Annotated in this window: 15 protein-coding genes and 1 pseudogene; 10 read left to right on the top strand and 6 right to left on the bottom strand. The window is 71.1% G+C overall.

The window, feature by feature from the left end; genetic code table 11:
• Nucleotide 1: 1 nt before the first annotated feature.
• Nucleotides 2–202 carry a DUF397 domain-containing protein gene (locus ACF1A5_RS26225; RefSeq protein WP_392195326.1) on the bottom strand — a complete coding sequence of 67 codons (201 nt, stop codon included), beginning with the start codon at nucleotides 200–202 and terminating at the stop codon, nucleotides 2–4.
• Complete coding sequence (locus ACF1A5_RS26220; RefSeq protein WP_392195325.1) at nucleotides 199–1,062, bottom strand: Scr1 family TA system antitoxin-like transcriptional regulator; 864 nt, start codon at nucleotides 1,060–1,062, stop codon at nucleotides 199–201. Before ACF1A5_RS26220 ends, ACF1A5_RS26225 begins: the two co-directional genes overlap by 4 nt.
• Nucleotides 1,063–1,097: 35 nt before the next feature.
• Here ACF1A5_RS26220 and ACF1A5_RS26215 point away from each other — a divergent pair.
• The 3 genes and pseudogenes from ACF1A5_RS26215 to ACF1A5_RS26205 all read left to right on the top strand — a co-directional run.
• Nucleotides 1,098–1,424 (top strand): annotated as a pseudogene (locus ACF1A5_RS26215) (ATP-binding protein); the annotation flags it as partial.
• A 115-nt stretch (nucleotides 1,425–1,539) separates the two neighbouring features.
• Nucleotides 1,540–2,610, top strand: coding sequence for a ParA family protein (locus ACF1A5_RS26210; RefSeq protein WP_392195324.1), 1,071 nt, complete (start codon nucleotides 1,540–1,542; stop codon nucleotides 2,608–2,610).
• Nucleotides 2,607–3,155, top strand: coding sequence for a hypothetical protein (locus ACF1A5_RS26205; protein WP_392195323.1), 549 nt, complete (start codon nucleotides 2,607–2,609; stop codon nucleotides 3,153–3,155). Before ACF1A5_RS26210 ends, ACF1A5_RS26205 begins: the two co-directional genes overlap by 4 nt.
• A 26-nt stretch (nucleotides 3,156–3,181) precedes the next feature.
• On the opposite strand, the gene ACF1A5_RS26200 is transcribed toward ACF1A5_RS26205, so the two are convergent.
• Nucleotides 3,182–3,847: a hypothetical protein gene (locus tag ACF1A5_RS26200; protein ID WP_392195322.1), complete on the bottom strand. Its 666-nt coding sequence runs from the start codon at nucleotides 3,845–3,847 to the stop codon at nucleotides 3,182–3,184.
• Nucleotides 3,848–3,969: 122 nt separating this feature from the next.
• Here ACF1A5_RS26200 and ACF1A5_RS26195 point away from each other — a divergent pair, with 122 nt between their 5' ends.
• Nucleotides 3,970–6,114: a UvrD-helicase domain-containing protein gene (locus ACF1A5_RS26195; RefSeq protein ID WP_392195321.1), complete on the top strand. Its 2,145-nt coding sequence runs from the start codon at nucleotides 3,970–3,972 to the stop codon at nucleotides 6,112–6,114.
• 13 nt (nucleotides 6,115–6,127) lie between these two features.
• On the opposite strand, the gene ACF1A5_RS26190 is transcribed toward ACF1A5_RS26195, so the two are convergent.
• Nucleotides 6,128–7,804 carry an RNA polymerase sigma factor RpoD/SigA gene (locus tag ACF1A5_RS26190; RefSeq protein ID WP_392195320.1) on the bottom strand — a complete coding sequence of 559 codons (1,677 nt, stop codon included), beginning with the start codon at nucleotides 7,802–7,804 and terminating at the stop codon, nucleotides 6,128–6,130.
• Nucleotides 7,805–7,994: 190 nt separating this feature from the next.
• Between ACF1A5_RS26190 and ACF1A5_RS26185 the strand changes: the two genes are divergently transcribed.
• The 5 genes from ACF1A5_RS26185 (at nucleotide 7,995) to ACF1A5_RS26165 (ending at nucleotide 17,875) form a co-directional block, all read left to right on the top strand.
• Nucleotides 7,995–11,030 (top strand): hypothetical protein, encoded by a 3,036-nt coding sequence (locus ACF1A5_RS26185; RefSeq protein ID WP_392195319.1) that lies wholly within the window; start codon nucleotides 7,995–7,997, stop codon nucleotides 11,028–11,030.
• 110 nt (nucleotides 11,031–11,140) lie between these two features.
• Nucleotides 11,141–15,838 carry a DEAD/DEAH box helicase gene (locus ACF1A5_RS26180; RefSeq protein ID WP_392195318.1) on the top strand — a complete coding sequence of 1,566 codons (4,698 nt, stop codon included), beginning with the start codon at nucleotides 11,141–11,143 and terminating at the stop codon, nucleotides 15,836–15,838.
• 343 nt (nucleotides 15,839–16,181) lie between these two features.
• On the top strand, nucleotides 16,182–16,382 hold the full coding sequence (locus tag ACF1A5_RS26175; RefSeq protein ID WP_392195317.1) for a hypothetical protein: 201 nt from the start codon (nucleotides 16,182–16,184) through the stop codon (nucleotides 16,380–16,382).
• Nucleotides 16,383–16,760: 378 nt separating this feature from the next.
• Nucleotides 16,761–17,183, top strand: coding sequence for an aspartate 1-decarboxylase (panD, locus tag ACF1A5_RS26170; RefSeq protein WP_392195316.1), 423 nt, complete (start codon nucleotides 16,761–16,763; stop codon nucleotides 17,181–17,183).
• Between the two features lie 2 nt (nucleotides 17,184–17,185).
• A complete protein-coding gene (locus ACF1A5_RS26165; protein ID WP_392195315.1) occupies nucleotides 17,186–17,875 on the top strand; it encodes an aspartate/glutamate racemase family protein in 690 nt (229 codons plus the stop codon).
• Between the two features lie 615 nt (nucleotides 17,876–18,490).
• On the opposite strand, the gene gndA is transcribed toward ACF1A5_RS26165, so the two are convergent.
• Nucleotides 18,491–19,930, bottom strand: coding sequence for an NADP-dependent phosphogluconate dehydrogenase (gndA, locus tag ACF1A5_RS26160; protein WP_392195314.1), 1,440 nt, complete (start codon nucleotides 19,928–19,930; stop codon nucleotides 18,491–18,493).
• 316 nt (nucleotides 19,931–20,246) lie between these two features.
• Between gndA and ACF1A5_RS26155 the strand changes: the two genes are divergently transcribed.
• Complete coding sequence (locus tag ACF1A5_RS26155) at nucleotides 20,247–21,530, top strand: transglycosylase family protein (RefSeq protein ID WP_392195313.1); 1,284 nt, start codon at nucleotides 20,247–20,249, stop codon at nucleotides 21,528–21,530.
• On the opposite strand, the gene ACF1A5_RS26150 is transcribed toward ACF1A5_RS26155, so the two are convergent.
• Entirely contained in the window at nucleotides 21,520–22,695 is a 1,176-nt protein-coding gene (locus ACF1A5_RS26150) for a DMT family transporter (RefSeq protein ID WP_392195312.1), read from the bottom strand. The genes ACF1A5_RS26155 and ACF1A5_RS26150 overlap by 11 nt on opposite strands.
• Between the last annotated feature and the right edge of the window lie 218 nt (nucleotides 22,696–22,913).

Genomic DNA, 22,913 nt, shown 5'->3' with positions numbered 1-22,913 from the left:
GTCAGGTCTGGTCCTGCCCGAGGTCCACGACAAACCTGGTCCATGCACTCCGCGCGAACGCTAGCTGAGGACCGCTGGGTTCCTTGGAGTCCCGTACGTGTATGGCTGTCGTGTCGGCGGCGACTTCGACGCACTCGCCGCCCTCGTCGCCGCTGTAGCTGCTCTTGAACCAGTTGAGCCGTGCAGACTGTTCGGTGTTCATAGGTCTCCCAGCATCTTCTCGATCAGGCGCAGGGACTCGCGCGGGGTGAGCGCCTGTCCTCGGATGCTGCCATGTTTCGCGGCCAGAATGCGCACCTCTTCCTCGTCAGTGATGAGGCGGCTGATGTGCTGGACCTCCATGTAGGCAACCTGCGGCTTGCCTTTCGGAGTGAGCAATGTGAAGGGTCCGCCCATGCCTGCGTGTTCCTCACTCGCGGTCGGCATGACCTGGATCTCCACATGGCGCAAACGTCCCACCCGCAGTAGCTGTTCCAGCTGTCCACGCTGTACGTCCGGCCCGCCGAAGGGGTGTCGCAGGATGCTTTCCTGGATGGTGGCGCTCACGGTCGGTGGCGGCCATCGTGCCATCAGCCCCTGTCGATCCATCCTCGCGGCTACGCGCTGCTCGATAGTCTCCTCGTCGAAGAACGGCTGTCGGCTGGCGAAGACGGCGCTGGCGTAGTCCGGGGTCTGGAACAAGCCTGGCACCGCCTGGTTGGCGAAGTAGCGCAGCTCCACCGCCTCCGCTTCCAACCGCGCGTAGTCCCGGAACCACTCTGGATGCCGCACCCGCCTCCGCGTCTTCGCCCGCTCCACATCCGCCGCCGCCGAAGCCAACAGCCCCCCGCACTCCAGCAACCGGTCCACCGCGACCAGCAACTCAGGCTGAGGCGTCCGTCGTCCCCGCTCGACCGAGGAGATCGTCTCCTCCCCGTATCCGATCCGGTCGCCCAGTTCCTTCTGGCTCAGCCCAGCCCGCTCCCGGGCGACCTTGATCTGCCGGCCGAGGGCCCGGAACAGATCCGCTACCTCGTCCGTGCCGTCCGCCTCGCACGACCCCGCGCGGTGCGCACAGCGCACGCCATGCCGCCGAGCACTGGCTCGCCGCACAACAGGGACGGCCGGAGGCCATCGCCGCCGACGACAACGCGGCCACGGTCTCCCTCCTCATCGCGGAACTGACGGCGAACGTCGCCCGGCACGGCCGGGTACGGGGAAGGGAGGCGCGTCTGACCCTCACACCCGCCACCCTCCGGATCGAGGTCACCGACGCGCGGGGCGACCGTCTGCCCGCACCGCCTCCGGACACCGACATGGGCGGCCAGTCCGGCCGCGGCCTGCTCCTCGTCGCGGCTCTCGCGGATGCGTGGGGCTGCGAGCCCCATCACCCGGGCGGCAAGACGGTCTGGGCGGAGTGCACCCGGCGTGAACCCGCGCTCTAAGGGGGCGCGTGAACTCAACCATGCTTCCACACAAGGAACTTGAGGATTGACGGTGATTGTGAACGGCCTTCACGCTGGAGGGGTCAAACGTGAAGGCCGTTCACGGGGAGGTGTCATGGAGGGCACGCCCGAGGCGGAGGACCAACTCGTCGGACTGTTCGAAGTGGCGGAGATGGCGGGGGTCGGCCGGACGGTCGTAGCGAATTGGCGCGCCCGTGACAAGCGCTTCCCCGCTCCCGTCGCGGACCTGCGGAGCGGTCCGGTCTTCCGGGCGAGTCAAATTCAGCGCTACCTGAGACGGAGGAAGAAACACATGGCTCCCAAGGCTCATGTCATCTCGACCATCAATCTGAAGGGCGGGGTCGGGAAGACCACGACCACGGCCGGCCTCGCGGAGTTCCTCTCCGCGGAGTTCGGCAAGCGGGTCCTGGTCGTCGACCTCGACCCGCAGACCAACCTGACCACGGTCCTGATCGGGGAGAAGAGGTGGGAGGAACTCAACGACGAGGGGCACACCCTGGCGACCCTGTTCACGGATGCGCTCCGGCCCGAAGGTGAACCGGCCCAGTTCTCCTTGGAGAAGACGCTCCAGCGCAACGTCTCGTCGGTGGACGCGGTGACGCAGGTGGACCTTCTGCCTTCGTCCCTGGACCTCATCGACGTCCAGGACCGCCTGGCGTCCATGCCGAGCGGCCGCTTCTACTCCAACAACCCCACCGATCTCCTGCGCAAGGCTATCCGCAAGAGCATTGATGACTACGACTATGTGCTCGTCGACTGCCCTCCCAACCTCGGCATCGTGACGCTAAACGGTCTGCGCATCTCCGAGGGCTACATCATCCCGACCATTCCCGACGTGCTGTCCACCTACGGCATCCCGCAGATCCAGCGGCGGGTGCGGGCCTTCGCGGACAGTTTGGGGGAGAGCATCAACGAGATCGGCATCGTCATCACGAAGTACAAGGCGAATTCGACGGTCCACTGGAACACCGTCAGGGAACTTCAGAAGGACAAGAAGCTTCCTGTCGTGCTGTCGACCTTCATCCCTGAGAAGAACGACATCGCCGGTTCGGCTGAGTTCGTCGGTCGCGGTACCCTGCGGCAGAAGTACGGGTACCAGGGCGGATTCGACGCTTTCCGTGCCATGACGCAGGAGTTCATCGAACTGGTCGAGGAGAACGCGTGACCGAGCAGAGCGACGGCCGGCCCGACGACAGCAGCCCCCTGGAAGCCCAGGTACGGGAGGCCGAGGAAGCCCTGGCGAAGCTCAGCGCATCGGACCCGGACCTCGCGGCGACGCTCACCCGGCTCCTCGCGGTGGTGGCGTCCGAAGCCGCACGCACGTCACGCTTCGCCCGGGCGCTGGGCAAGGCGCTGACGCCTCCCGATCCGCAGACCGCACCCCGTCCGGCCGAACGCCCGAGGCGCAGCCGGCGGGCCCCGGGGGTGATCGACCCCTTCGCGGTGTTCGCCGAGACCGGCGAGACGGGACTCCGCTCGCGCCTGGGTGAGCTCGACCTCGAACAACTGCGGGACATCATCTCCGAACACGGCATGGACCACGACCGGCTCGCGATGAAGTGGAAGGACCCACACCGGGTCATCGACCGCATTGTGGAACGCGTCGAGTCGCGGACCGCCAAGGGAGCCGCCTTCCGGGGACGGCCGGAGCAGCCCGCGCCGCGGCACGAAGAAGCCGCCGGCCGAGCGGTTGACGAGCCGGCGGTGTAACGCGAGACGGCCCCCGGCTCACCGCCTCAGCGCTCGTCCAAGCAGGCGCACCACAGGGCATACGCGCGGTCCATCTCGTCCAGCGCGGCCCGGGTGAACCGGGTGTCGCTGAAGGAGCGGTCGACGATCTCGTCCGCGAGGGAGACGAGGTGCGCGGCGACGCGCTGCACTCGTTGCCGGAGCACCCGGTGACGGACCGGAGACAACTGCTCCTCGCGCTCCCACAGGTCGGCGAGACTGTTGCCCGGCTTCTCCCGGTCGTCGTAGACGGACGGCACCCCGGGCAGCAGATCAGCTGTGAGCACAGGAACGGGGGCGAGGCCGCCCTCGGTTCCGTCGCCGCCGTCGTTACCGAGGATGCGGTTGGCGACCGTGCGCACCGCTTCGGACCGCTCGACGCGCGCCGCCTGGGCACGCAACGCACCGAGCAGCGCCGGAATCTCCTGTCGCGCCCGGCGGTTCAAGCTGTCTTCCAGTCCGCCCACGATGTCCTCGCCGAACTCAGCCGCGTCGTCGAGTACGGTGTTGGCCCTGTCGATCTCCTCGAACGCGCGCTGGGCGGTGCGAGCGGCCATGGTCAGCAGAGCGAGGTCCCCCGCACCCAGTGCCGCTCCCGCGCGAAGCCGGGACAACGCCTCGTCCAGCGGATCGCCGGATGCAGCGAAGAGATCGGCCGACAGTTCCAGAGTCATGCTCAACCCTCATCCTCATGGTGCCCACTTGTCGTGCGGCAGCGCAGGAAGCGATCATGACGGACCTCTGTAAACTCAGTCAACGGCCGTGCCGTAGACCGGCGCCGACGAAGGTGGGGAGCATGCCGCAGATCGCGATCACCAACACGTTCTGGGAGGGCGTCGACCGGCTGGACCGGCCGGCCCGCGCCCGCGTCCACAAGGCGATGGCCAAGTTCCAGCAGCTGACGGTGCCGCAGCTGCACGCGGACAAGGGGCTGCACCTGGAGTCGGTGGTCAGTTCCCGCGACCCCCGGATGCGCACGATACGCGTCGACGACGGACTGCGGATCGTGCTGCTGGCGCCCGACGACGGCAGCGACCTCTTCGTGTTCGTGCACGTCGTCCCGCACGACAAGGCCTATTCCTGGGCCAAGCGGCGGCTCTACACGGTCAACACCGTCACCCGCTGCCTGGAGGTGCGTGACCTGACCGCCATGGAGCAGATCACCCCGCTGTTCGCGCAGGAAGCCGCGGCCGCGCCGCAACTGCTGTTCGCCCCCTGGTCGGACACCGTGTTGCGGCACCTCGGCATCGACGACGTCACCCTGCGCGCCGCCCGTACCGTCACCAGCAAGGCCCAGCTGGAGGCGTTCGGTTCGCTGATGCCGGAGGACCAGTTCGAGGCGCTGTGGCTGCTTGCCGACGGCCTCGACCCGAACGACATCTACCGGGAGCTGGTCGACGTACGGCAGAAGGGACCGGCGACCGCGGACGGCCCCGCCAAGGACGACCTGGCCGCCGTCGTCACCCGCACCAGGAGCCGGATAGCGCTCGTCACCGGAGCCGACGAACTCGCCGACATCCTGGCCAAGCCCTTTGCTGCGTGGCGGATCTTTCTCCACCCCACCCAGCGGCGCATCGCCTACCGGCCCGCCTACGCTGGCCCGGCCCAGATCACCGGCGGACCGGGCACCGGCAAGACGGTCGTCGCCCTGCACCGCGTGAAGCACTTGCTGGGCCAGGCCGCGGACACTCGCGTCCTCCTCACCACCTACACCGGCGCCCTGGCTCGCTCCCTGTACAGCAGCCTCGCGCTGCTCCTCGACCACGACGAGGCAATGCTCGCCCGCGTCGACGTCACCACCGTGGACGCCGTCGCCCACCGCGCCGTACGGCAGCTGCGGGGCAATCCCGGCAGCGCACTCGGCGACAAGGAGGAACGGACTCGCTGGCAGCGTTTGGTCCGCCGTCTCGACCTGACCTGGAATGAGGCATTCCTGTCGCAGGAGTACCGGCATGTCGTCCTCGCTCAGGACGTGCGCAACGAGGAGGAGTACCTCGCGTGCGAGCGGCGCGGACGCGGCAGCGCGCTCGGGCGGGCACAACGGAGGAGGATCTGGCAGGCCGTCACCCTGTTCGAGGAGGAGCTGGCGCGCACCCGGTCGCACACCTGGCTGCAGGTCTGCGCAGAGGCGGCCCGGCTGCTGCGGGACAAGTCCGGCGCGGGGCCGTCGTACGACCACGTCGTCGTCGACGAGGCACAGGACCTGCACCCGGCACAGTGGCGGCTGCTGCGCGCACTGGTCCCGGAGGGCCCCGACGACCTGTTCGTCACCGGCGACCCGCACCAGCGGATCTACGACGCCCGGGTCTCCCTGCGCTCTCTCGGCATCGCCGTCGCGGGCCGCAGCGGACGGCTGCGCGTCAACTACCGCTCGACCGAGGAGATCCTGCGCTGGGCCCGCTCCCTGCTCGACAGCGAACCCGTCGCCGACCTGACCGGCGACGGGTACGACACCCTCACCGGCTACCGCTCTCTTCTGCACGGCGCTCACCCGGTGTGCGAGGGGCACGCGTCGGAGAACGAGGAGGCCGACGCCGTCGTCCGGCAGGTGCGTGGCTGGACGGACGCCGGAGTCGCCCCCTCCGACATCGCGGTCTGTGCCCGCTTCAACACCCTGACGGGCAAGCTCGCCGACCGGCTCACCGCGGCCGGCGTCCCTGTGGTCCGGGTGCGCGACGGCGAACCGGACAGCGCGGTCGGGGTGCGGGTGTCGACCCTGCACAGCATGAAGGGACTGGAGTACCGGTGCGTCGCCGTCGCCGGGGTAACCGCGAGTGCTTTCCCGTTCCCTCCGGCCGTCACCCCACCCGGCGTGGACGCCATCCAGCACGCCACCGACCTCGCAGCCGAACGCTGCCTCCTCTTCGTCGCGTGCACCAGGGCCCGCGAGGCTCTGTACGTGTCGTACAGCGGGCGGGCCAGCGAGTTCCTGCCGGAGTGAAGTGCGCGGTGACTCAGCCGGCGGTGCCGTAAATCGTGCGCGACCCGGGACGGTGCCGCCGGGGAGTGGCCGCGATCGGGCGCCCCTCGAACAGCACCCGGAACCATTCGTCCTCGAGCAGTACGGTGACGGTCGCGCCGCAGTACCGCATACCGACGTCTATGGTCTGTCGGTCCACCATGATCTGCCCGCTTTTGTGGACCTTCCGGGTCACATGGAGCTCGTCGTCGAGCTCCACCGGTGGATCCACGGGGACGGTACGCGGTTCGACGATTGCGGTCGGCGGAGTGGCAACGACTGGAGGGTGGAGGTATTCCCACGTGCGCTCGCGCAGCTTCGTCATGGCCTTGGATTCGACTTGGCGTACGCGCTCCCTCGTGACTCCCAGGACCTGGCCGATGGCATCGAGGGTCAGTGCGGGTCCTCCATCGAGCCCGTGCCTGAGGGTGATCAGCTGGAGTTCCCGTGCGCTGAGGCAGTCGAGGATGCGGTGGACCTCTTCCGGGGACAGGTCCTTGTAGTAGGTGTCAGATTCACGCCAGTGCGGCCCGCGGATGCTCCGGTCGGCCTCCTCGTGCAGCGCGTCGTCACCGATCGCCTCGGCCAAGTCCTCCAGCGGGACCGTCCTGCGCACACGGGACAGCAAGGTCTGCGCCTCGGGCAGGGGGACACCCGCCTGGGCGGCCACTGCCGGAAGGGCGTCCTGCGGGACGGTGTATCCCAGGTTCCGTGCCGCCTTGCTCAACGCGGCCACCGTATCGTGGGCGTGCACCGGCAGCCGAACGGTGCGGCTCTGGTCGGCCACCGCCCGTTGGATCGCCTGGCGGATCCAGGGCACGGCGTAGGTGGAGAACTTGAAGCCCTTGCGGTGGTCGAACTTGTCGATCGCGTGCAGCAGGCCGATGTTGCCCTCCTGGATCAGATCCAAGAGGTCCAGCCCGCGCCCGGTGTACCAGGCGGCGATGTTCACGACCAGCCGCAGGTTCGCCTGGGTGAAGTCGGTGAAGGCCTGCTCCCCGATACGCACCAGTTGCTCGAACTCGCGCCGCAGCTTGGGGGCGATCTTGCGGCCGCTCTCGTCCAGTTTCTCCCGCGCCAGCAGTCCTGCCTCGATGGCCTGGGCCAGTTCCGCCTCCTGCTGCCGGGAGAGCAGCGGGAATCCGCCGATCACCTTGCGGTAGTACTTCAGCGGGTTGAACATGGGCCGGCCGGCGGGGGAGTCCTCGAAAGCCTCGTCAGAGGCACGAGAGGCACGGTCTGCCGGCGGCTTCGGTGCCGGTTCGGACGGCACGGGGTCCGGTCGCAGGGTGCGTATTGTCAGCGCGGTCAGATCGAGTCGGCTGTCCGGACCCAGCTCCACGGTGAACCGCGGCCCCGGGGCCTTCTGTGTCGGTATGGCGGGGAGCCCGGAAACGAGGGGAGCCGCGTCGGGTGTTCGTGCGGGTGCGGAGCTGTCCGACTTGGACGGCACCTGACCGCCGACCGGTATCCCGAACTGGGCTGCCACAACGGGAGGGACCGTGACCCCCTCCCGTATGACCCGGCTCAGCGCCTCGGCGAGCGTGGCCTTGTCCACGCCGACCAGCAGGCGCCGCAGGGCAACCAGCGTGAGGACACGCTCCGGACCGGCCGCCGCCAGAAGTCCGGCGTGCAGCGCGGACGGCGTTCCCGCCTCGACATCCGTGGTCACCGACGTGCCCCCCGTGTGCTGAACAGCAGTGGAACAAGCTCTCTGCCATTGGACCATTCGGCACTGACAGCGCGTGACAGGCGAAGCCGCACTGCGGACCCAGTGTGTCTAAGGCGTGAAGGAATGGTAAAAGTGTAAGCGCCAACTGGTCCGGACTGCAACGAAGTACAGTTCGGCTCGGGGAGGAAACATGCTGGTGGATCCCGCGCGGTTGCTGGACGACTGCGAACGGGCGTGGCGCGAGGCGGGGGAGCCGCCGCCCCTCGGTGGGGCGGACTCCGTCACTCGTCGAACCACTCTCGTCCTGGACGCGCTCGTGGCCTACGTACTGCTCGCGGAGCGGTCCGGTCTGGCGCGTGATGCCGTGTTCACGCGCTGGCCCGCGTGCACGGTCCACGGTGTGACGCTCGGCTCGCAGGGGAACGCCCCCGGCCTCGCGCAGCTGCTGTCCGCGGCGCGGGCACGTGTGGTCACGGCCCGGCCCGAACTCGGCCGCCGCAGCGCCGCCCGGAGCCCGTCGGCGACCCACGCGGACTGGATCACGGCGGCCCAGGAGGCGGCCCGCTCACTGGGCTGGACCTGGACTCCGCCGACCGCCGCGGACCTGGCGAGCACCTCTGCGCCCGAGTCCGCTGCCCAGGGCGCCATGAGCCCTCCGGAACTCCGTCTCGGCCCTGGCGCGGGCAGCGTACTGCTGAGCCTGTCCAGTGCTCCGGACGCAGGCACATGGCAACTGGCCGCCGACGGCGAGTCGTTCACTGCGTCACCGCCGCACTGGGTCCTCCCCGGCCCCGTGCGCCGCGTCGAGGCTACAGACCCGGCCGGCACCACCCACACCTCGGCAGTCGTGGACCCGGACACGGTCCTGCTGGCGTTCGCCGCCGACGGCCACCGGATCCCCCTGGACGAGCCGCTGCCCGCCACCCAAGTCTTCCTGCTGCACGTGGGCACTCTGGAGACGGAGTGCTCTCAGGCCGCGGTAGTCGAACTGCCTACCCCGTACGGCTGGAGCGGCTGGACTCTCAGCGAGGTGTCGCTGGCAGGCGTGACTCGGCTCCGTACCTCCGAAGCCGCCCCGGACAGGTGGCTGGAGGTGGCCGTCGGGCGGTCGTTCGGCTGGGAAGCGGGCGCGACGCTGCCCTGGCTGACCGGCGAGGACGGAGCGCCGGTATGGCACCGACCGCCTGCCCTCCGGCTCCGGCGGAACCCCGGCGAGTCGGAGGCACGACACTGGCAGGTGGAGGTGCGCCGCCCCAATCACCAGGAACCGCTGGCCTGCCTCACCGGTGCACCCGGTGCCCTCCTCGACCCCTGGAAGAACGTCCCCGGCCCGCTGCTCGGGGCGTACGAGATCCTTGTCCACCGCCCTGACCGTCGGTGGGGCCGGCGGCGTCTGACCGTCTTCCTGGCCGAGGGTGTCGACGCCACGCCCTCGGCCGAGTGGCGCCTGCTCGCCCCGCACGGCGGACTGGCGCCGGCGCGACTGAACCTGCGTACCGGCGGACCGGTCACCGCCTCCCAGAACGTGGTTCCGTTCGCTCCGTACGAGATCAGCAAGGAACTCGTGTTGTACGCCGGGGAACGGGCGTTCCCCGTCCAGGCCCTCGTCCCGCACTCCGAGGTCCGCCTTGAGCTCGACGGCAACCCCCTGCCCTGGTCGGTCCGGCCGCTCGACATCGACGCGGCCGACCTGGCCCGGGACAGTGCCCTGACCGTGCGGCTGCCCGAGCAGGCGGTGGCCGTCACGCCCAAACTCGCGCTCGTCGTCGAGGGCACGACCCTGATGAGCCTGCGGCCGGAACGCCGTACCCGGACCCGTAAGGGCGACCTGCGCTACTCCCTGGCCGCCCTGACGGACACCGTCCGCGACTGCGCCAAGGCCGAGCTGCGGCTGCTGGTCGCGGGGCAGGACGTCCACGTCGGCACCGTCCGTACCCAGTCCATCGCCGAGGACGTCGTACCGGACGGCACCGGACTGCTGCTGCGCGGACTACGCCACCCTGGTGAGCTGACCGCCCTGCTCTACAGGGTCCTCGCCCCATGGGAACAGCCGCTGAGCGTGCCGGTCGACGGCAGCGGCCGTATCCCGCTCCCCACCGCCTGGCGGTCGGCCGGTCCGCTCATCATCAGCCTGTGCACCGGGCCGCACACGGCCGAATACGCGCCCTCCTGGCCCCGCCTGCGCGACCGCGACACCCTGGTGCTGCGCCGTTCCCCCTGGACAAACTCGGTCAGCGACCGTACCCCCGCAACCCGAACCACGGAGTACCTGGGCGGACGGGGAACGCTGCCGCGCGGCACCGATGCCATCCCGTACCAGTGGATCGTGGCCGCACGCGGCAGAGACCTGCAGGCCTGCGGGGCGAAGGAGACCGCACCGGCCGAGTGTCTGCAGGCGCTCGGCGACGCCGGACCGGACGCCCTCCTGAGGGCGGTCGACGGCTCCCTGCGCTCCGGCGAACTGGCCACCGTACTGGTGGGCAGCGGCCTGGCCGCCCTGCGCATCCGGGAGGTGACGGATCCCGCCGCCGTACGTCCCGCCTGGCGGCGGGCGCCCCTGTGCGCGCTGCTACTCACGGCGCCGCTGCTGCCGTACCTGTCCGGGAAGCCTGTCTACGACACAGACGAGTTGTATCCGGCGGAAGTGGAACTTCTGGACGAGGTGGATCAGTTCCTGGGCAGTGCTGGCACGGCGATCCTGGCCGGGCACGAGGATCCCAGCCGCACGGTCGGCCGGTTCGACGCCCACGTCCGCGTTCTGGACGAACTCCCCGAAATCCAGCAGCAGGCCATGTGGCGCACGGCTGGTGTCGTGCCGCGCGGACTCCTCGATACCGACACCCGTGCCGCAGCCGCCTGGCAGGCGTTCCGTGACCGGCGCACCCTGCAGTACTACGCCATGCGCGATGAGTGCGAGGACTGGCTGGAGGCCGTGGAGAACTTCCTCGACGACGGACACGACTGTCTGGCACGGGCGTTCCGCGACCGGGCGCCTGGTCCGCTGCGTGGTCCGGGGGAGGCCTGGATGCGGGTGCCACACTTCTCGCTGGGCTGTGCGCTGATCGCCCGGCTTGCCGCGGCGGGAGATCTGCGGGCCGTCAAACTGGAGCGGGGGCTGCGGCCGTTGTGGACGTCTGTGGCCGCCCACGCGCCCGACCTCACGGCCGTCGACCTCGCACTCGCGGAATGCCTGGTCACTTCCGAGACCGTGCGGGCCACCAGCTGAGCACGGCCGGACACGGCCGATCCGTCCCGCCCGGACGAGAGCCTTCCTGGCTTTCGGCCCTCGTTCCCCGCCGAACACCGTCCCGCCCACCGCCGACCCGGAGTCAGCCCGTGCACAGCCTCGACCCGCTCGCCACGTCCACACTGATCAGCGAAACCTACCGCCGCTACCTGCGCTCCCTGCTGCCCCTGCGCGAACCACGCCTGGCCGAGGCCCTTGCCCACGTCATCGACACCAGCCCGCTGCTCACCAAAGGACCTCTGCTGGAGGCCACCCCCGCCTACGCGCCGGGCGCCACCCTCGCCGAGCTCGTCGACGAGGGCGTACTGGATCCCGCGTTCCGGCAGCTGACGGGGCCCGCTCTGCCCGCCGACCGCCCCCTGTACCGGCACCAGGAGCAAGCACTGCGCAAGGCCGTGGCCGGACGCAACCTGGTCGTCGCCACCGGCACGGGTTCCGGCAAGACCGAAAGCTTCCTGCTGCCCATCCTCAACGCGCTCGCCGCCGAACACGCCCGCGGCACTCTCGGCCCCGGTGTCCGGGCCCTGCTGCTGTACCCGATGAACGCGCTGGCCAACGACCAGATGAAGCGCCTGCGCCGACTGCTCGCCAAGACCCCCCACATCACCTTCGGCCGCTACACCGGCGACACCAAGGACGACCCCCGCCGAGCCTCCGACACCTTCGAACAGCTCAACCCCGGTGAGCCGCGCCTGCCCAACGAACTCCTCAGCCGCCGCGAAATGCGCGCCGCGCCGCCCCACATCCTGCTCACCAACTACGCCATGCTGGAGTACCTGCTGCTCCGCCCCCAGGACATGGACCTCTTCGAGGGGGAGCACGCGGGTGGCTGGAAGTTCATCGTCGTCGACGAGGCCCACGTCTACGACGGAGCACGCGGCGCCGAACTGGCCATGCTGCTGCGCCGACTGAAAGACCGGGTGGGCCAGGGCCGCGACGTCCAGGCCATCGCCACCAGCGCCACCGTCGGGGCCGAGGAGAACCCCGCCGCCGTCACCGCCTTTGCCCAAGCCCTCTTCGACGTCCCTTTCCACTGGGACGCCGACGACCCAGCCGCACAGGACCTCGTCACCGCCACCCGGGTGCCCGCGCCCCCCGGCCCTCACTGGGGGCCGCTGCCGGCCACCGAGTACCTGCGCCTCGCCGCCGCGGCCGACCCCGGCCCCGAGATCGTGTCGGCCGCACGCATGCGCGGACTGCCCGCCACCACCACCCCGGCCGCGGCCCTCGCCGCCGAAGCCGGCACCGCCGCCCTGCGCCGAGCCCTCGCTGAAGGGCCCCGGCCCGTGCGCGACATCGCCCGCACCGTCTTCCCCGACGACCCCGTTGGACCCGCCGCAGTCACCGCGCTCATCCAGCTCGCGAGTCACGTGACCGACACCGACGGAGCTCCGGTGCTCTCGGCCCGCTACCACCTCTTCGCACGCGCCACCGAAGGCGCCTTCACCTGCCTCGCCCCGGCAGGGCCCCATCTCGATCTGGCCCGCCACGAGGTCTGCCCGCACTGCGCACGACCCTCCTTCGAGCTGGGCGCCTGCCGCCGCTGCGGTGCCGTCCACCTGCACGGCACCCTCGACGGCCCCGGTGTCAGGTCCCGCCTCGTACACCGCAAGTCCCCCGAGAAACCCCACACCTGGCTGCTCCTGGACGGGGACGACTCCGGTGCCGGCGTCGACGAGGACGACGAGACCCTCGGCGAGAGCGCCACGGGCGGACTCAGCGAACGCACGCTGTGCACCCGCTGCGCCACCGTGCACCCCGCCGGGACCGTCACCTGCACAGCGGACGAATGTCAGGGAACCGAGCTGCGCCGTGTCCATCAGCTCGACACCCGCGAGGGGTCCCCGGCCTCCTGCCTCTCCTGCGGCGCCCGCGGCCACGGCATGATCCGGCTCTTCGAGGCGGGCAACGAGGCCGCCGCCTCCGTCCTGGGCACCACCCTCTACCAGGCGCTGCCCCCGGCGACCGACGGGCCCGCCGCAACACTGCCGGGACGAGGCCGCAAGCTCCTGTTCTTCAGCGACAGCCGCCAAGCCGCCGCCTATTTCGCTCCCTACCTGGAGGACTCCTACAGCCGCATCCAGCACCGGCGCCTGATGACCGAGGCCGCCCAGAAGGGCTGTATCGACCCCGACGAGCCGCTGCACATCGATGACCTCGTCGCCCACACCATCCGCGCCGCCGACCGCGCCGGGGTCTTCCGCCGCAACCACTCGCGCCAGGCCAAGCAGCGCGAGGTCGCACTGTGGGTCATGCAGGAAGTGCTCAGCATCGACGACCGCCAGTCACTCGAAGGCCTCGGGCTGCTCCGGGTCGACCTCGACCGCGAACCGTTCTGGCAGCCGCCCACCGTCCTCAGCGCCCTCGGCCTGACCGACGACGAGACGTGGTGGCTGATGCAGGAGCTCCTGCGCAGCGTACGCAACCAGGGCGCCCTGACCATGCCCGAGGATGTCGACGCCGGCGACGAGGCCTTCGCCCCGCGCCGGGGACCCGTCTGGGTCCGCTCCAAGGGATCCGACGCCAAGCGCAAGGTGATCAGCTGGCTGCCCAGCGCGGCGGGCGTCTCCAACCGGCGCGTCGACTACCTGGAACGCGTGCTCGGCGCCCTCGGGTACCAGGGCGACCGGCGCGGGGCCGCACTGGAGATTCTGGGTCGGCTGTGGACCGACTTGACCACGGGGCCCCTTGCCGACTGGCTGCCGGGGGAGAACCAGTCGGGCATCGGAGCCGTCCGCCGGCTCGACCACGCCTGGCTGCGCCTGCGGCCCGTCACCGAGGACAGCGAGCCGCTCCACGCCTGCGACCGTTGCCGCCGCGTGGTCGCCGTGTCCGTACGGGGTGTCTGCCCGACGCTGCGCTGCACCGGCCGCCTCGAAGAGTACAAGCCTGCCACCGAGACGGACGGCCACCTCCGCCACCTCTACCGCACCTTCGACCCCGTTCCACTGCGCGCCCAGGAACACACAGCACAGTGGACCGGCGAGAAGGCCGCCGAGATCCAGGGTGAGTTCGTCCGTGGACAGGTCAACGCCCTGTCATGCTCAACCACTTTCGAACTCGGCGTCGACGTGGGCGAGCTGCAGGCCGTCGTTCTGCGCAACATGCCGCCTTCCACGGCCAACTACGTCCAGCGGGCCGGCCGCGCCGGCCGTCGCGCGGACGCCGCCGCGCTCGTCCTCACCTACGCCCAGCGACGCCCCCACGACCTCGCACAGTTCGCGGAACCCCAGCGGATGATCGCTGGAGAGGTCCGGGCCCCGATCGTGCCCGTCGACAACGTCCGGATCGACCGTCGCCATGCCCACTCGATCGCCCTCGCCGCGTTCTTCCGCGCCATGAAGGAGGAGCGGGGCCGCATCTGGCGTACGGCGGGGGAGTTCTTCCTCCCGGACGACACCACCGGCGAGACCGCGGCACACCTGGTGCACGACTGGCTCACGCCTGTCCCCGAGAGCGTGGCGGCCTCGATGCGCCGGGTGTTTCCCGCGAGCGTCCAGACGGAGATCGATGTGGAGTCGGGCTCCTGGGTCGGCGAACTGGACAGATTGCTGCGGGCCGCGGCCCAGATCCTCGACCAGGACGTCACCGCGTACAGCGAACGACGTGACCAGGCGGTGAACGCCCGTAAGTACGGGCTGGCGGAGACATACCAGAAGGTCATCCGCAACCTGACGCAGCGGGAGCTTCTCGGAGTCCTGGCCAATCGCAACGTCCTGCCCAAGTACGGCTTCCCGGTGGACACCGTCGAACTGCGCATCCCACAGGACAGCGGCGGCGTGTCAGGCCAGCTCGAACTCACCCGTGACCTCAGCTCCGCCGTCCACGAGTACGCGCCGGGCGCCGAGATCGTGGCGGGCGGCCGACTGTGGGAATCCGCCGGCGTCTACCGCCTGCCCGACCGAGAACTGGTCAGCCGCCATTACACCGTGTGCGGCACCTGCGGCCGCTACCGTGAGGCAACCGAGCCCGTCGACCCCACCTGTACCGCCTGCGGCACGCTCTCCACGTCCGCGCCGCGCCGGTACGTCGAGCCGGTCTACGGCTTCGTCGCCGCACGCAGGCCCCAGCGCCGCCCCGGGCAGACACCGCCGCGCCGCTCCTGGTACGGCGACGTCCACATGTCCACCGACACCGCGGACGTCCACGAAGGGACCACCGTCTTCGACTCCGGTCACACCACGGCCTGGTCGGCGGGAGCGCGTGGCGAAATGGTCGTCGTCTCGGAGGGGCCAGGCGGCGCCGGGTATGAGATCTGCGACTGGTGTGGCTGGGGCCGTCCGCACGCACGAGCAGCGTCCCGACGGGCGGAACACCCTCATCTGCTGAAGGAAGCGCAGTGCACCGGCCCGCTCCGTGTCGTCTCCCTCGCGCACCGGTACCAGACGGACTTCCTCCAGATCCATCTCGACCTGTACACCGCCCTCAACGCCCCACCGCAAAGCCTGCGTTCCGGCCTCTACGCGCTGCTGGAAGGCGCGGCCACCCACCTGGAGATCAGCCGGGACGACATCGACGGCACGGTCCACACGGGAACCGACGGAATGCCGTCGCTGCTCCTCTTCGACACCACACCGGGCGGCGCAGGCAACGTGATTCGTATCGGCGAGCATCTCGAAGCGGTTGTCGAGGCCGCACTCGCACGGGTAGGTGCATGCGAGTGCGGCCCGGAGAGCAGCTGCTACGCATGCCTGCGGACCTTCCGCAACGAGCGCTTCCATGAGCTGTTGAGCCGCAGTGCAGCCGTCGCGCTACTCAATTCCTTGGGCGGCGGAAACACAAGCTGAGGTGAAGCAGACCTTTGCGTCCCGCCACCCACGTGCCGCCTGTGTCCCCGATGTTCCGTACCCTGAAGAGAGAGGGCCACGGCCTCCGGCGCAGTGATGTCAGTGTCCTCTCACCTCACCCTGCATCGATGATCGAAATGAGTCTTTGAGCAAGGGGTCAGGACCTGGCTCCGCGAGGTCCTGGGAGGAGAGCACGAGCGGCACTGCCGGCCGACCGTCTCCGCCCTTCGCACGGCGGTGCGCCGCGGCCTGGCGACGCCGAGGCCGCGGCGCTCGTCGCCTGATGGCGGGAGGCGAGAGGGGAACTTGCCGCGATGCGGGACCGCCGCGAGGTGGCTGTTCGATGGCAGAGCGGTTGCGAGTACGGTATCCGGAGACAGGGTTGATCGACTTCGACTACGAAGCACCCTTCAGCCCGGCCGACGACCAGTGGCTGCCGATCTTCATGGCCGCGCCCACCACGCACAGCGCCGTGGCCCTCGACCTGCTGCGCGTCGTCGGGCCGGAGACGGATACACCGCCGCCACCGATGATCAGGGCCTGAGGACCCGCCCACGGGTCTCACACATGAGGAGCAGGACGATGGCGCGGGCCACGACCGACTCCGAGAGTCAAAGCCCCCAGGGGACGTCCCCGGCCCGCCGCACGAGCCAGGTCTTCGGCAGCGAAGCGGTGTGCCGCCGACGTCGACGTAGGCATCCACAGCGCCAGGCATTCGACATCGACTCGAATGGATGGCGAGCGGAGACCCCGTGGCACGGGGCCGCAAGTGACTGGCGCGCCGTCAGGAAAGTCAGCAACCGGTCAACGTGAGTCTTCGAACACCCGGCGACAGCTGACCACGCATGCGAAACGATGTAGCCTCCGAACATGGCCCTTGACCTGCAAGAGCAGGCAGGGAGCAGATAACGGGAGTTTCCTCATGTTGCGTACCATGTTCAAGTCCAAGATTCACCGCGCCACCGTCACCCAGGCCGACCTGCACTACGTGGGATCGGTGACGATCGACGCCGATCTGCTCGACGCGGCCGATCTGCTGCCCGGTGAGCTGGTCCACATCGTCGACATCACCAACGGGGCCCGCCTGGAGACGTACGTCATCGAGGGCGAGCGCGGGTCCGGGGTCATCGGTATCAACGGCGCGGCCGCGCATCTCGTCCACCCCGGTGACCTGGTGATCCTCATCAGCTACGCCCAGGTGACGGACGCCGAGGCGCGGGCGCTGAAGCCCCGGGTCGTGCACGTGGACGGCGACAACCGGATCGTGGAGCTGGGTGCCGACCCCTCGGCGCCGGTGCCGGGCACCGACCAGGAGCGCAGCCCCCAGGCCGTGCCGGCCGGCTGACGGTGCTCGCCCTGCTGCACACGTCCCCGGCGCACGTCCCCGTCTTCGACGCCCTGCGCGACGAGGCCCATCCGGCTCTGGAACTGCGGCACTTCGTCGACGAGGACCTGCTCGCGAGGGCCCGCCGGGAGGGTCCCGAGGCGGTGGCGGGCGAGGTCCGCGAACTGATCGGCCGCGCCGCCACCGAAGGGGCACGAGCGGTGCTGTGCACCTGCTCGACTCTCGGCGGCGTCGCGGAGGCGGTCCGCGCCGGGTCCGGTGTTCCGGTGCTCCGCGTGGACCGTCCGATGGCGGCCGCGGCGGTGGCGGCGGGCCCGCGGGTCGTGGTCGTCGCCACGGTGGCGAGCACCCTGGCTCCGACCGTCGCGCTGCTCGAGGAGGAGGCCCGCCGCGCCGGGCGTCCCGTCACGGTCCGGACCCGTCTCGCCGAGCACGCCTGGGCCCGCTTCGAGGCGGGCGACGGCGACGGGTACGTCCGTGAGGTGACCGCGGCGGTGGACGCCGTCACGGGCGCGGACGCCGACGTGATCGTCCTCGCCCAGGTCTCCATGGCCGCGGCTCGGCAGGCGGCGACGACGCCGGTCCCGGTCCTCGCCGCACCCGGCCCGGGACTCGCGGCGGCGGCGCGGGCGGCGCACGGCGGAGGGGCCGGTTGCGGCCACCCGGGTCCCGGCGGTCGCGCCGCCGGGTGACTGGCGGCGCGGGTGTCGGGTAGGCGGGGGAGTAGTCCAGAGCCGACGTCGACCGACTGCCGGAGGACGACATGACGAACCCCTACCCCGACCCCGTACCGCCCGGGCCCACTCCGGGTCCCGGGCCGGGGCCCGCCCCCGGCCCGGAGCCGCAACCCCCGCATCCGGTCCCGCCCCCGGAGCCGTCTCCGGTGCCGGAACCCCCTCCCGGTCCGCCCCCGGGCCCCGTACCGACGCCACCTCCGGGTCCCCACCCCGGCCCGCCGCCGGAGCCCTCCCCGTCGCCGATCCCGCCGGGACCGGAACCGGTGCCCAATCCGGAGCCGGGACCGCCCCTCACCTGAGACCACGGGCGTGAGATCCATGGGCGGACAGCCGCACATCCCCGCGGGAGACACGAGCAATCAGGAGCCACGAACAATCAGACGTAGGCACGAAGGAATGTGGGCCCGCGGCCGCCGGGGCACGTGAACCCCCGGGCCGCCCGGACTCCCGCACATCCGGACAGGCAGACGGTGGGCACCCCCTTACGGGCGGGCGCCCACCGTCCCCTCATGCAGCACGAGTGCGACGGGCCCGGCGCGGCGTGCCTCCGCCCGCGGGCCCGCTCGCCGGCTAGGCCGTCACCTCCGTGCGGTCCCCGCCCCACAGCGTGTGGAAGGAGCCGTCGCGGTCGACGCGGCGGTAGGTGTGAGCCCCGAAGAAGTCGCGCTGGCCCTGGGTGAGGGCGGCGGGCAGACGCTCGGCGCGCAGGGCGTCGTAGTAGGCGAGGGCCGCCGCGAAACCGGGGGTGGGCACGCCCTGGCGGGTCGCGGCGATCAGCACCTCGCGCCAGTCGTCCTGAGCGTCGGCGATCTCCCGCGCGAAGGTCTCGTCGGACAGCAGGCTCGGCAGGTCCGGCCGGGCGTCGTAGGCGGCCCGGATCCGGTCCAGGAAGGCGGCGCGGATGATGCAGCCGCCGCGCCAGATCGCGGAGACGGCGCCGAGGTCGATGTCCCAGTCGTACTCCTCGCTGCCCGCGGCGATCTCGTGGAAGCCCTGGGTGTACGACACGATCTTCGAGGCGTACAGCGCCTGCTCCACCCGGTCGGCGAAGGCCCCGGCCTCCGACTCGCTCAGCGCGGACGCCTTCGGTCCGGCCAGCCCGCGCGACGCCTCACGCAGCGCCGCGTGGCCGGAGAGCGAGCGGGCGAAGACCGCCTCCGCGATGCCGGACACCGGGACGCCCAGGTCCAGCGCGATCTGCACGGTCCAGCGGCCGGTGCCCTTCTGCTCGGCCTGGTCCACCACCACGTCCACGAACGGCTTGCCCGTCGCCGCGTCCACGTGCGACAGCACCTCGGCCGTGATCTCGATCAGGTAGGAGTCGAGGCGGCCCCGGTTCCAGGTGCGGAAGATCTCGGCGATCTGCGCGGGCTCGTACCCGGCGACGTCGCGCAGCAACTGGTACGCCTCGCCGATCAGCTGCATGTCGGCGTACTCGATGCCGTTGTGCACCATCTTCACGAAGTGGCCGGCGCCGTCCGGGCCGACGTGCGTGACGCACGGCGCGCCGTCCGCCGCCTTCGCGGAGATCTTCTCCAGCATCGGGCCCAGCGAGTCGTACGACTCCTTCGGGCCGCCCGGCATGATGCTCGGCCCGTGCAGCGCGCCCTCCTCACCGCCGGAGACGCCCATGCCGACGAAGTGGATGCCCTGTTCGCGCAGCGCCTTCTCCCGGCGGCGGGTGTCCGCGAAGTGCGCGTTGCCACCGTCGATGATCATGTCGCCGGGCTCCAGCAGCGGCGCGAACTCCTCGATCACCGCGTCCGTCGGGCCGCCCGCCTTGACCATGATGACCAGGCGGCGCGGCCGCTCCAGCGCCGCCACGAAGTCCTTGGCGGTCTCCGCCGCGACGAAGTCGCCCTCGTGCCCGAACTCCTCCACCAGGGCGTGCGTCCGCGACGACGTCCGGTTGTGCACCGCGACCGTGTAGCCGTTGCGGGCGAAGTTGCGGGCGAGGTTGCGGCCCATGACCGCGAGGCCCGTGACGCCGATCTGGGCTGTAGTGCTCATACCGCCTGCTCCTCAAAGATGCTGTGGATCGCGTGGGTACTGCCGTCGGGGGTGCCGACCGTGCCCGTCAGTATCGCTGTTCCCGGCCCCGCGACCATCCTGACGTGCCGGTACGGCGACCGCACATCCGGCCCCCCGCGGGCTTGAATACGCACGGCGGGTGCCCCGCGGCTCAGTGCGGAGGCGGACGATCCGGCCAATGACGGCCTCATTACCGGCCACTTGGGGTGACGAAGCGGCTGATAGCCGTCTTGTCATGGCCTGTTGGCGGCGTTTACTTTTGCCCCTCCTGACGCATGTCGAGGGGGCTTGAGACATGGCCGCACGCGGCCGGCATCGCCGGTACCAGCCGAACAGGATCAACCGCGCCTCACTCACCGTCACGGCGGGCGGCGTCGGCATGGCGATCCCGCTGATCGGCTCCGGAGCGGCCCAGGCGGCCGACGCCTCCGTCTGGAACAAGGTCGCCGCCTGCGAGTCGAGCGGCGACTGGGGCATCAACACCGGCAACGGCTACTACGGCGGGCTCCAGTTCACCCGGTCCACGTGGGAGGCGTACGGCGGCACCCGCTACGCGCCGCGCGCGGACCTGGCGAGCCGGGACCAGCAGATCGCCGTGGCGGAGCGGGTGCTCGACGGGCAGGGGCCCGGCGCCTGGCCGGTGTGTTCCGCACGGGCCGGCCTTGCCCGGGGCGGCGGCACCCCCGACGTCCACCCGGACGGCACGGCGACCCGCACCACGAAAGCCGCCGAGTCCACCGGGGTCGCCAAGGCCGCCGGGACGGCCAGGGACGCCAAGACCTCCGTGCGCGACGTGCAGCCCCACACCACGCCCCAGTCCCGGGCCGGCACCGCCGAGATGTACACGGTGGTCCGCGGCGACTCCCTCTCCGGCATCGCGGACGAGCGCCAGGTGGCGGGCGGCTGGCGGCAGTTGTACGCGGCCAACCGCACGGTCGTCGGCGACGACCCCGACCTGATCCTGCCGGGCCAGCGGCTCACTCTCCGCCCGGCGTCCGCGCCCCACCACCCCGACGCCGGACCCTCGACCCACAGGACGCCCAAGACCCACCACACCCACACGACGCCCAAGACGCACGAGAAGCCGACGACGCACGAGTCGGGCAGGTCCTCGCAGGCCGCCTCGCACTCCACCTCGCGCTCGGCTCCGCACCCCACCTCCCGTTCCGCCTCGCACACCGTCGTCCCCCCGGTGACCGGTGCCGTCGGCACGCCGTACCACGCGGCCGGCAGCCACTGGTCGAAGGGCTACCACACCGGGGTCGACTTCGTGGTGCCCACCGGCACGTCGGTGCAGGCGGTGGAGGCGGGGCACGTGGTGAGCGCCGGCTGGGGCGGGTCGTACGGCTACCAGGTGGTGATCCGGCACGGCGACGGGCGCTACAGCCAGTACGGGCACCTGTCGGCGATCTCCGTGCACGCCGGGCAGGGCGTCGGAGCCGGACAGCGCATAGGCCGCTCGGGCGCCACCGGCAACGTCACGGGCCCGCATCTGCACTTCGAGATGCGGACGGGGCCCGGCTTCGGTTCGGACATCGACCCGGTCGCCTATCTCCGGGCCCGCGGCGTCAGGATCTGACCCGCGGACGGTACCGGCCGGGGTCCGGTACCGGGACGTACAGGCCCGCGCAGAACGGGCCGAGCACGATCAGTGACCCGGCCTGCGCCGGCACGGCCGGGTCCGGCAGCGCCGGTGGAGCCTGGACGAGGAGGTCCGCCGCCGCTGCTTCCGGCCGACGGCCGGAAACCTCCACCGCGACTGCCGCCGACGGCTGCACGGGCGCGGGGGCGGGGACGGGCACAGACGCGGGCGCGGCGGGCACGGGCGCGACGAGTGGGGGTGCGGCGGGCACGGGCGCGACGACCGGGAACTCGTACGGCTCGGAAGCCGGGACCCGGCCCGTGGCAGGCGCCGTGTGCTCCAGGCGCTCGGTCGTCAGCAGGATCAGACCGCCCGCGGCCACCACACCGCAGCCGAGCGCGAGCGCCGTGCCCGTCGGCCCGTAGCGGAAGGTTTCGCCGAACATGGTGATGCCGACCGCGGCCGCCACCACCGGGTTCGCCACCGTCAGCGTCGCCAGCGGCGCCGCGAGGCCGCCACCCCGGTAGGCCGCCTGCGACAGCAACATGCCGGCCGTGGCCAGCACGCCTATGACGGCGAGGGACGGCAGGTCCGCCGTCGAGACCCCGTCGGTCCAGTCGACCGCGACCGTCTTGGTGAACACCGAGGAGATGCCGAAGGCGAGGCCGGAGCCGGTGGCGAGCAGCACGCTGCGCACCGCCGGATGCCGGTGGGCCGCGCGGCCCGCGGCCGTCAGGGCCACCACCACGCCACCGGTGACCGCGGCCACGGCCGCGCGCTGCGCGGTGTCCAGCGACTGCGCCTGCGAGGAGCCCACCAGGGACAGCAGGCCCGCGAGGCCCACCGTCGCCATGATCGCGCCCCGCCAGGCGGCGGCACCGGCACGGCGTCCGACGAAGAGCGCCGCCATGGGCAGCGCGACCACGATGGTCAGGGCGCCGAGCGGCTGGACGAGGCTGAGCGGGCCGTAGGCCAGGGCCACCACGTGCAGCACCCCGCCGAGACCGTTCAGCGCCACCGCCGCCCACCAGGCCCACCGGCGCAGCGGCGCGTAGTGCTCGCCGGGGGAGGACACCGCGACCTGCTCCTGCACGATCGCTCCGCCCGCGTAGGCGAAGGCGGAGACGAGCGACAGCAGCACGGACAACGCGAGGGCGCTCATGAGCTGCTCCTCTGCGTGAGGCGGGGGCGGTGACCCCGGCGCGACGAACGGTCAGCGGTCATGGGCAACACCCTGCCGTGCCGATCTCTTCCCGTCGTCGTCCCTGAGCACACAATGGGTCCTACTGCCGATGGAGTACGCCCGGGGCACCCTCCTACCCCGGGTGGGCGACGGACGGCGGAGCAGCCCCGACCACACCCCTAGGGGACGCAGGAAAG

The organism is Streptomyces sp. NPDC014864, assembly GCF_043081525.1.
Lineage (GTDB): Bacteria > Actinomycetota > Actinomycetes > Streptomycetales > Streptomycetaceae > Streptomyces.
This window is presented reverse-complemented; position numbering and strand designations above follow the sequence as displayed.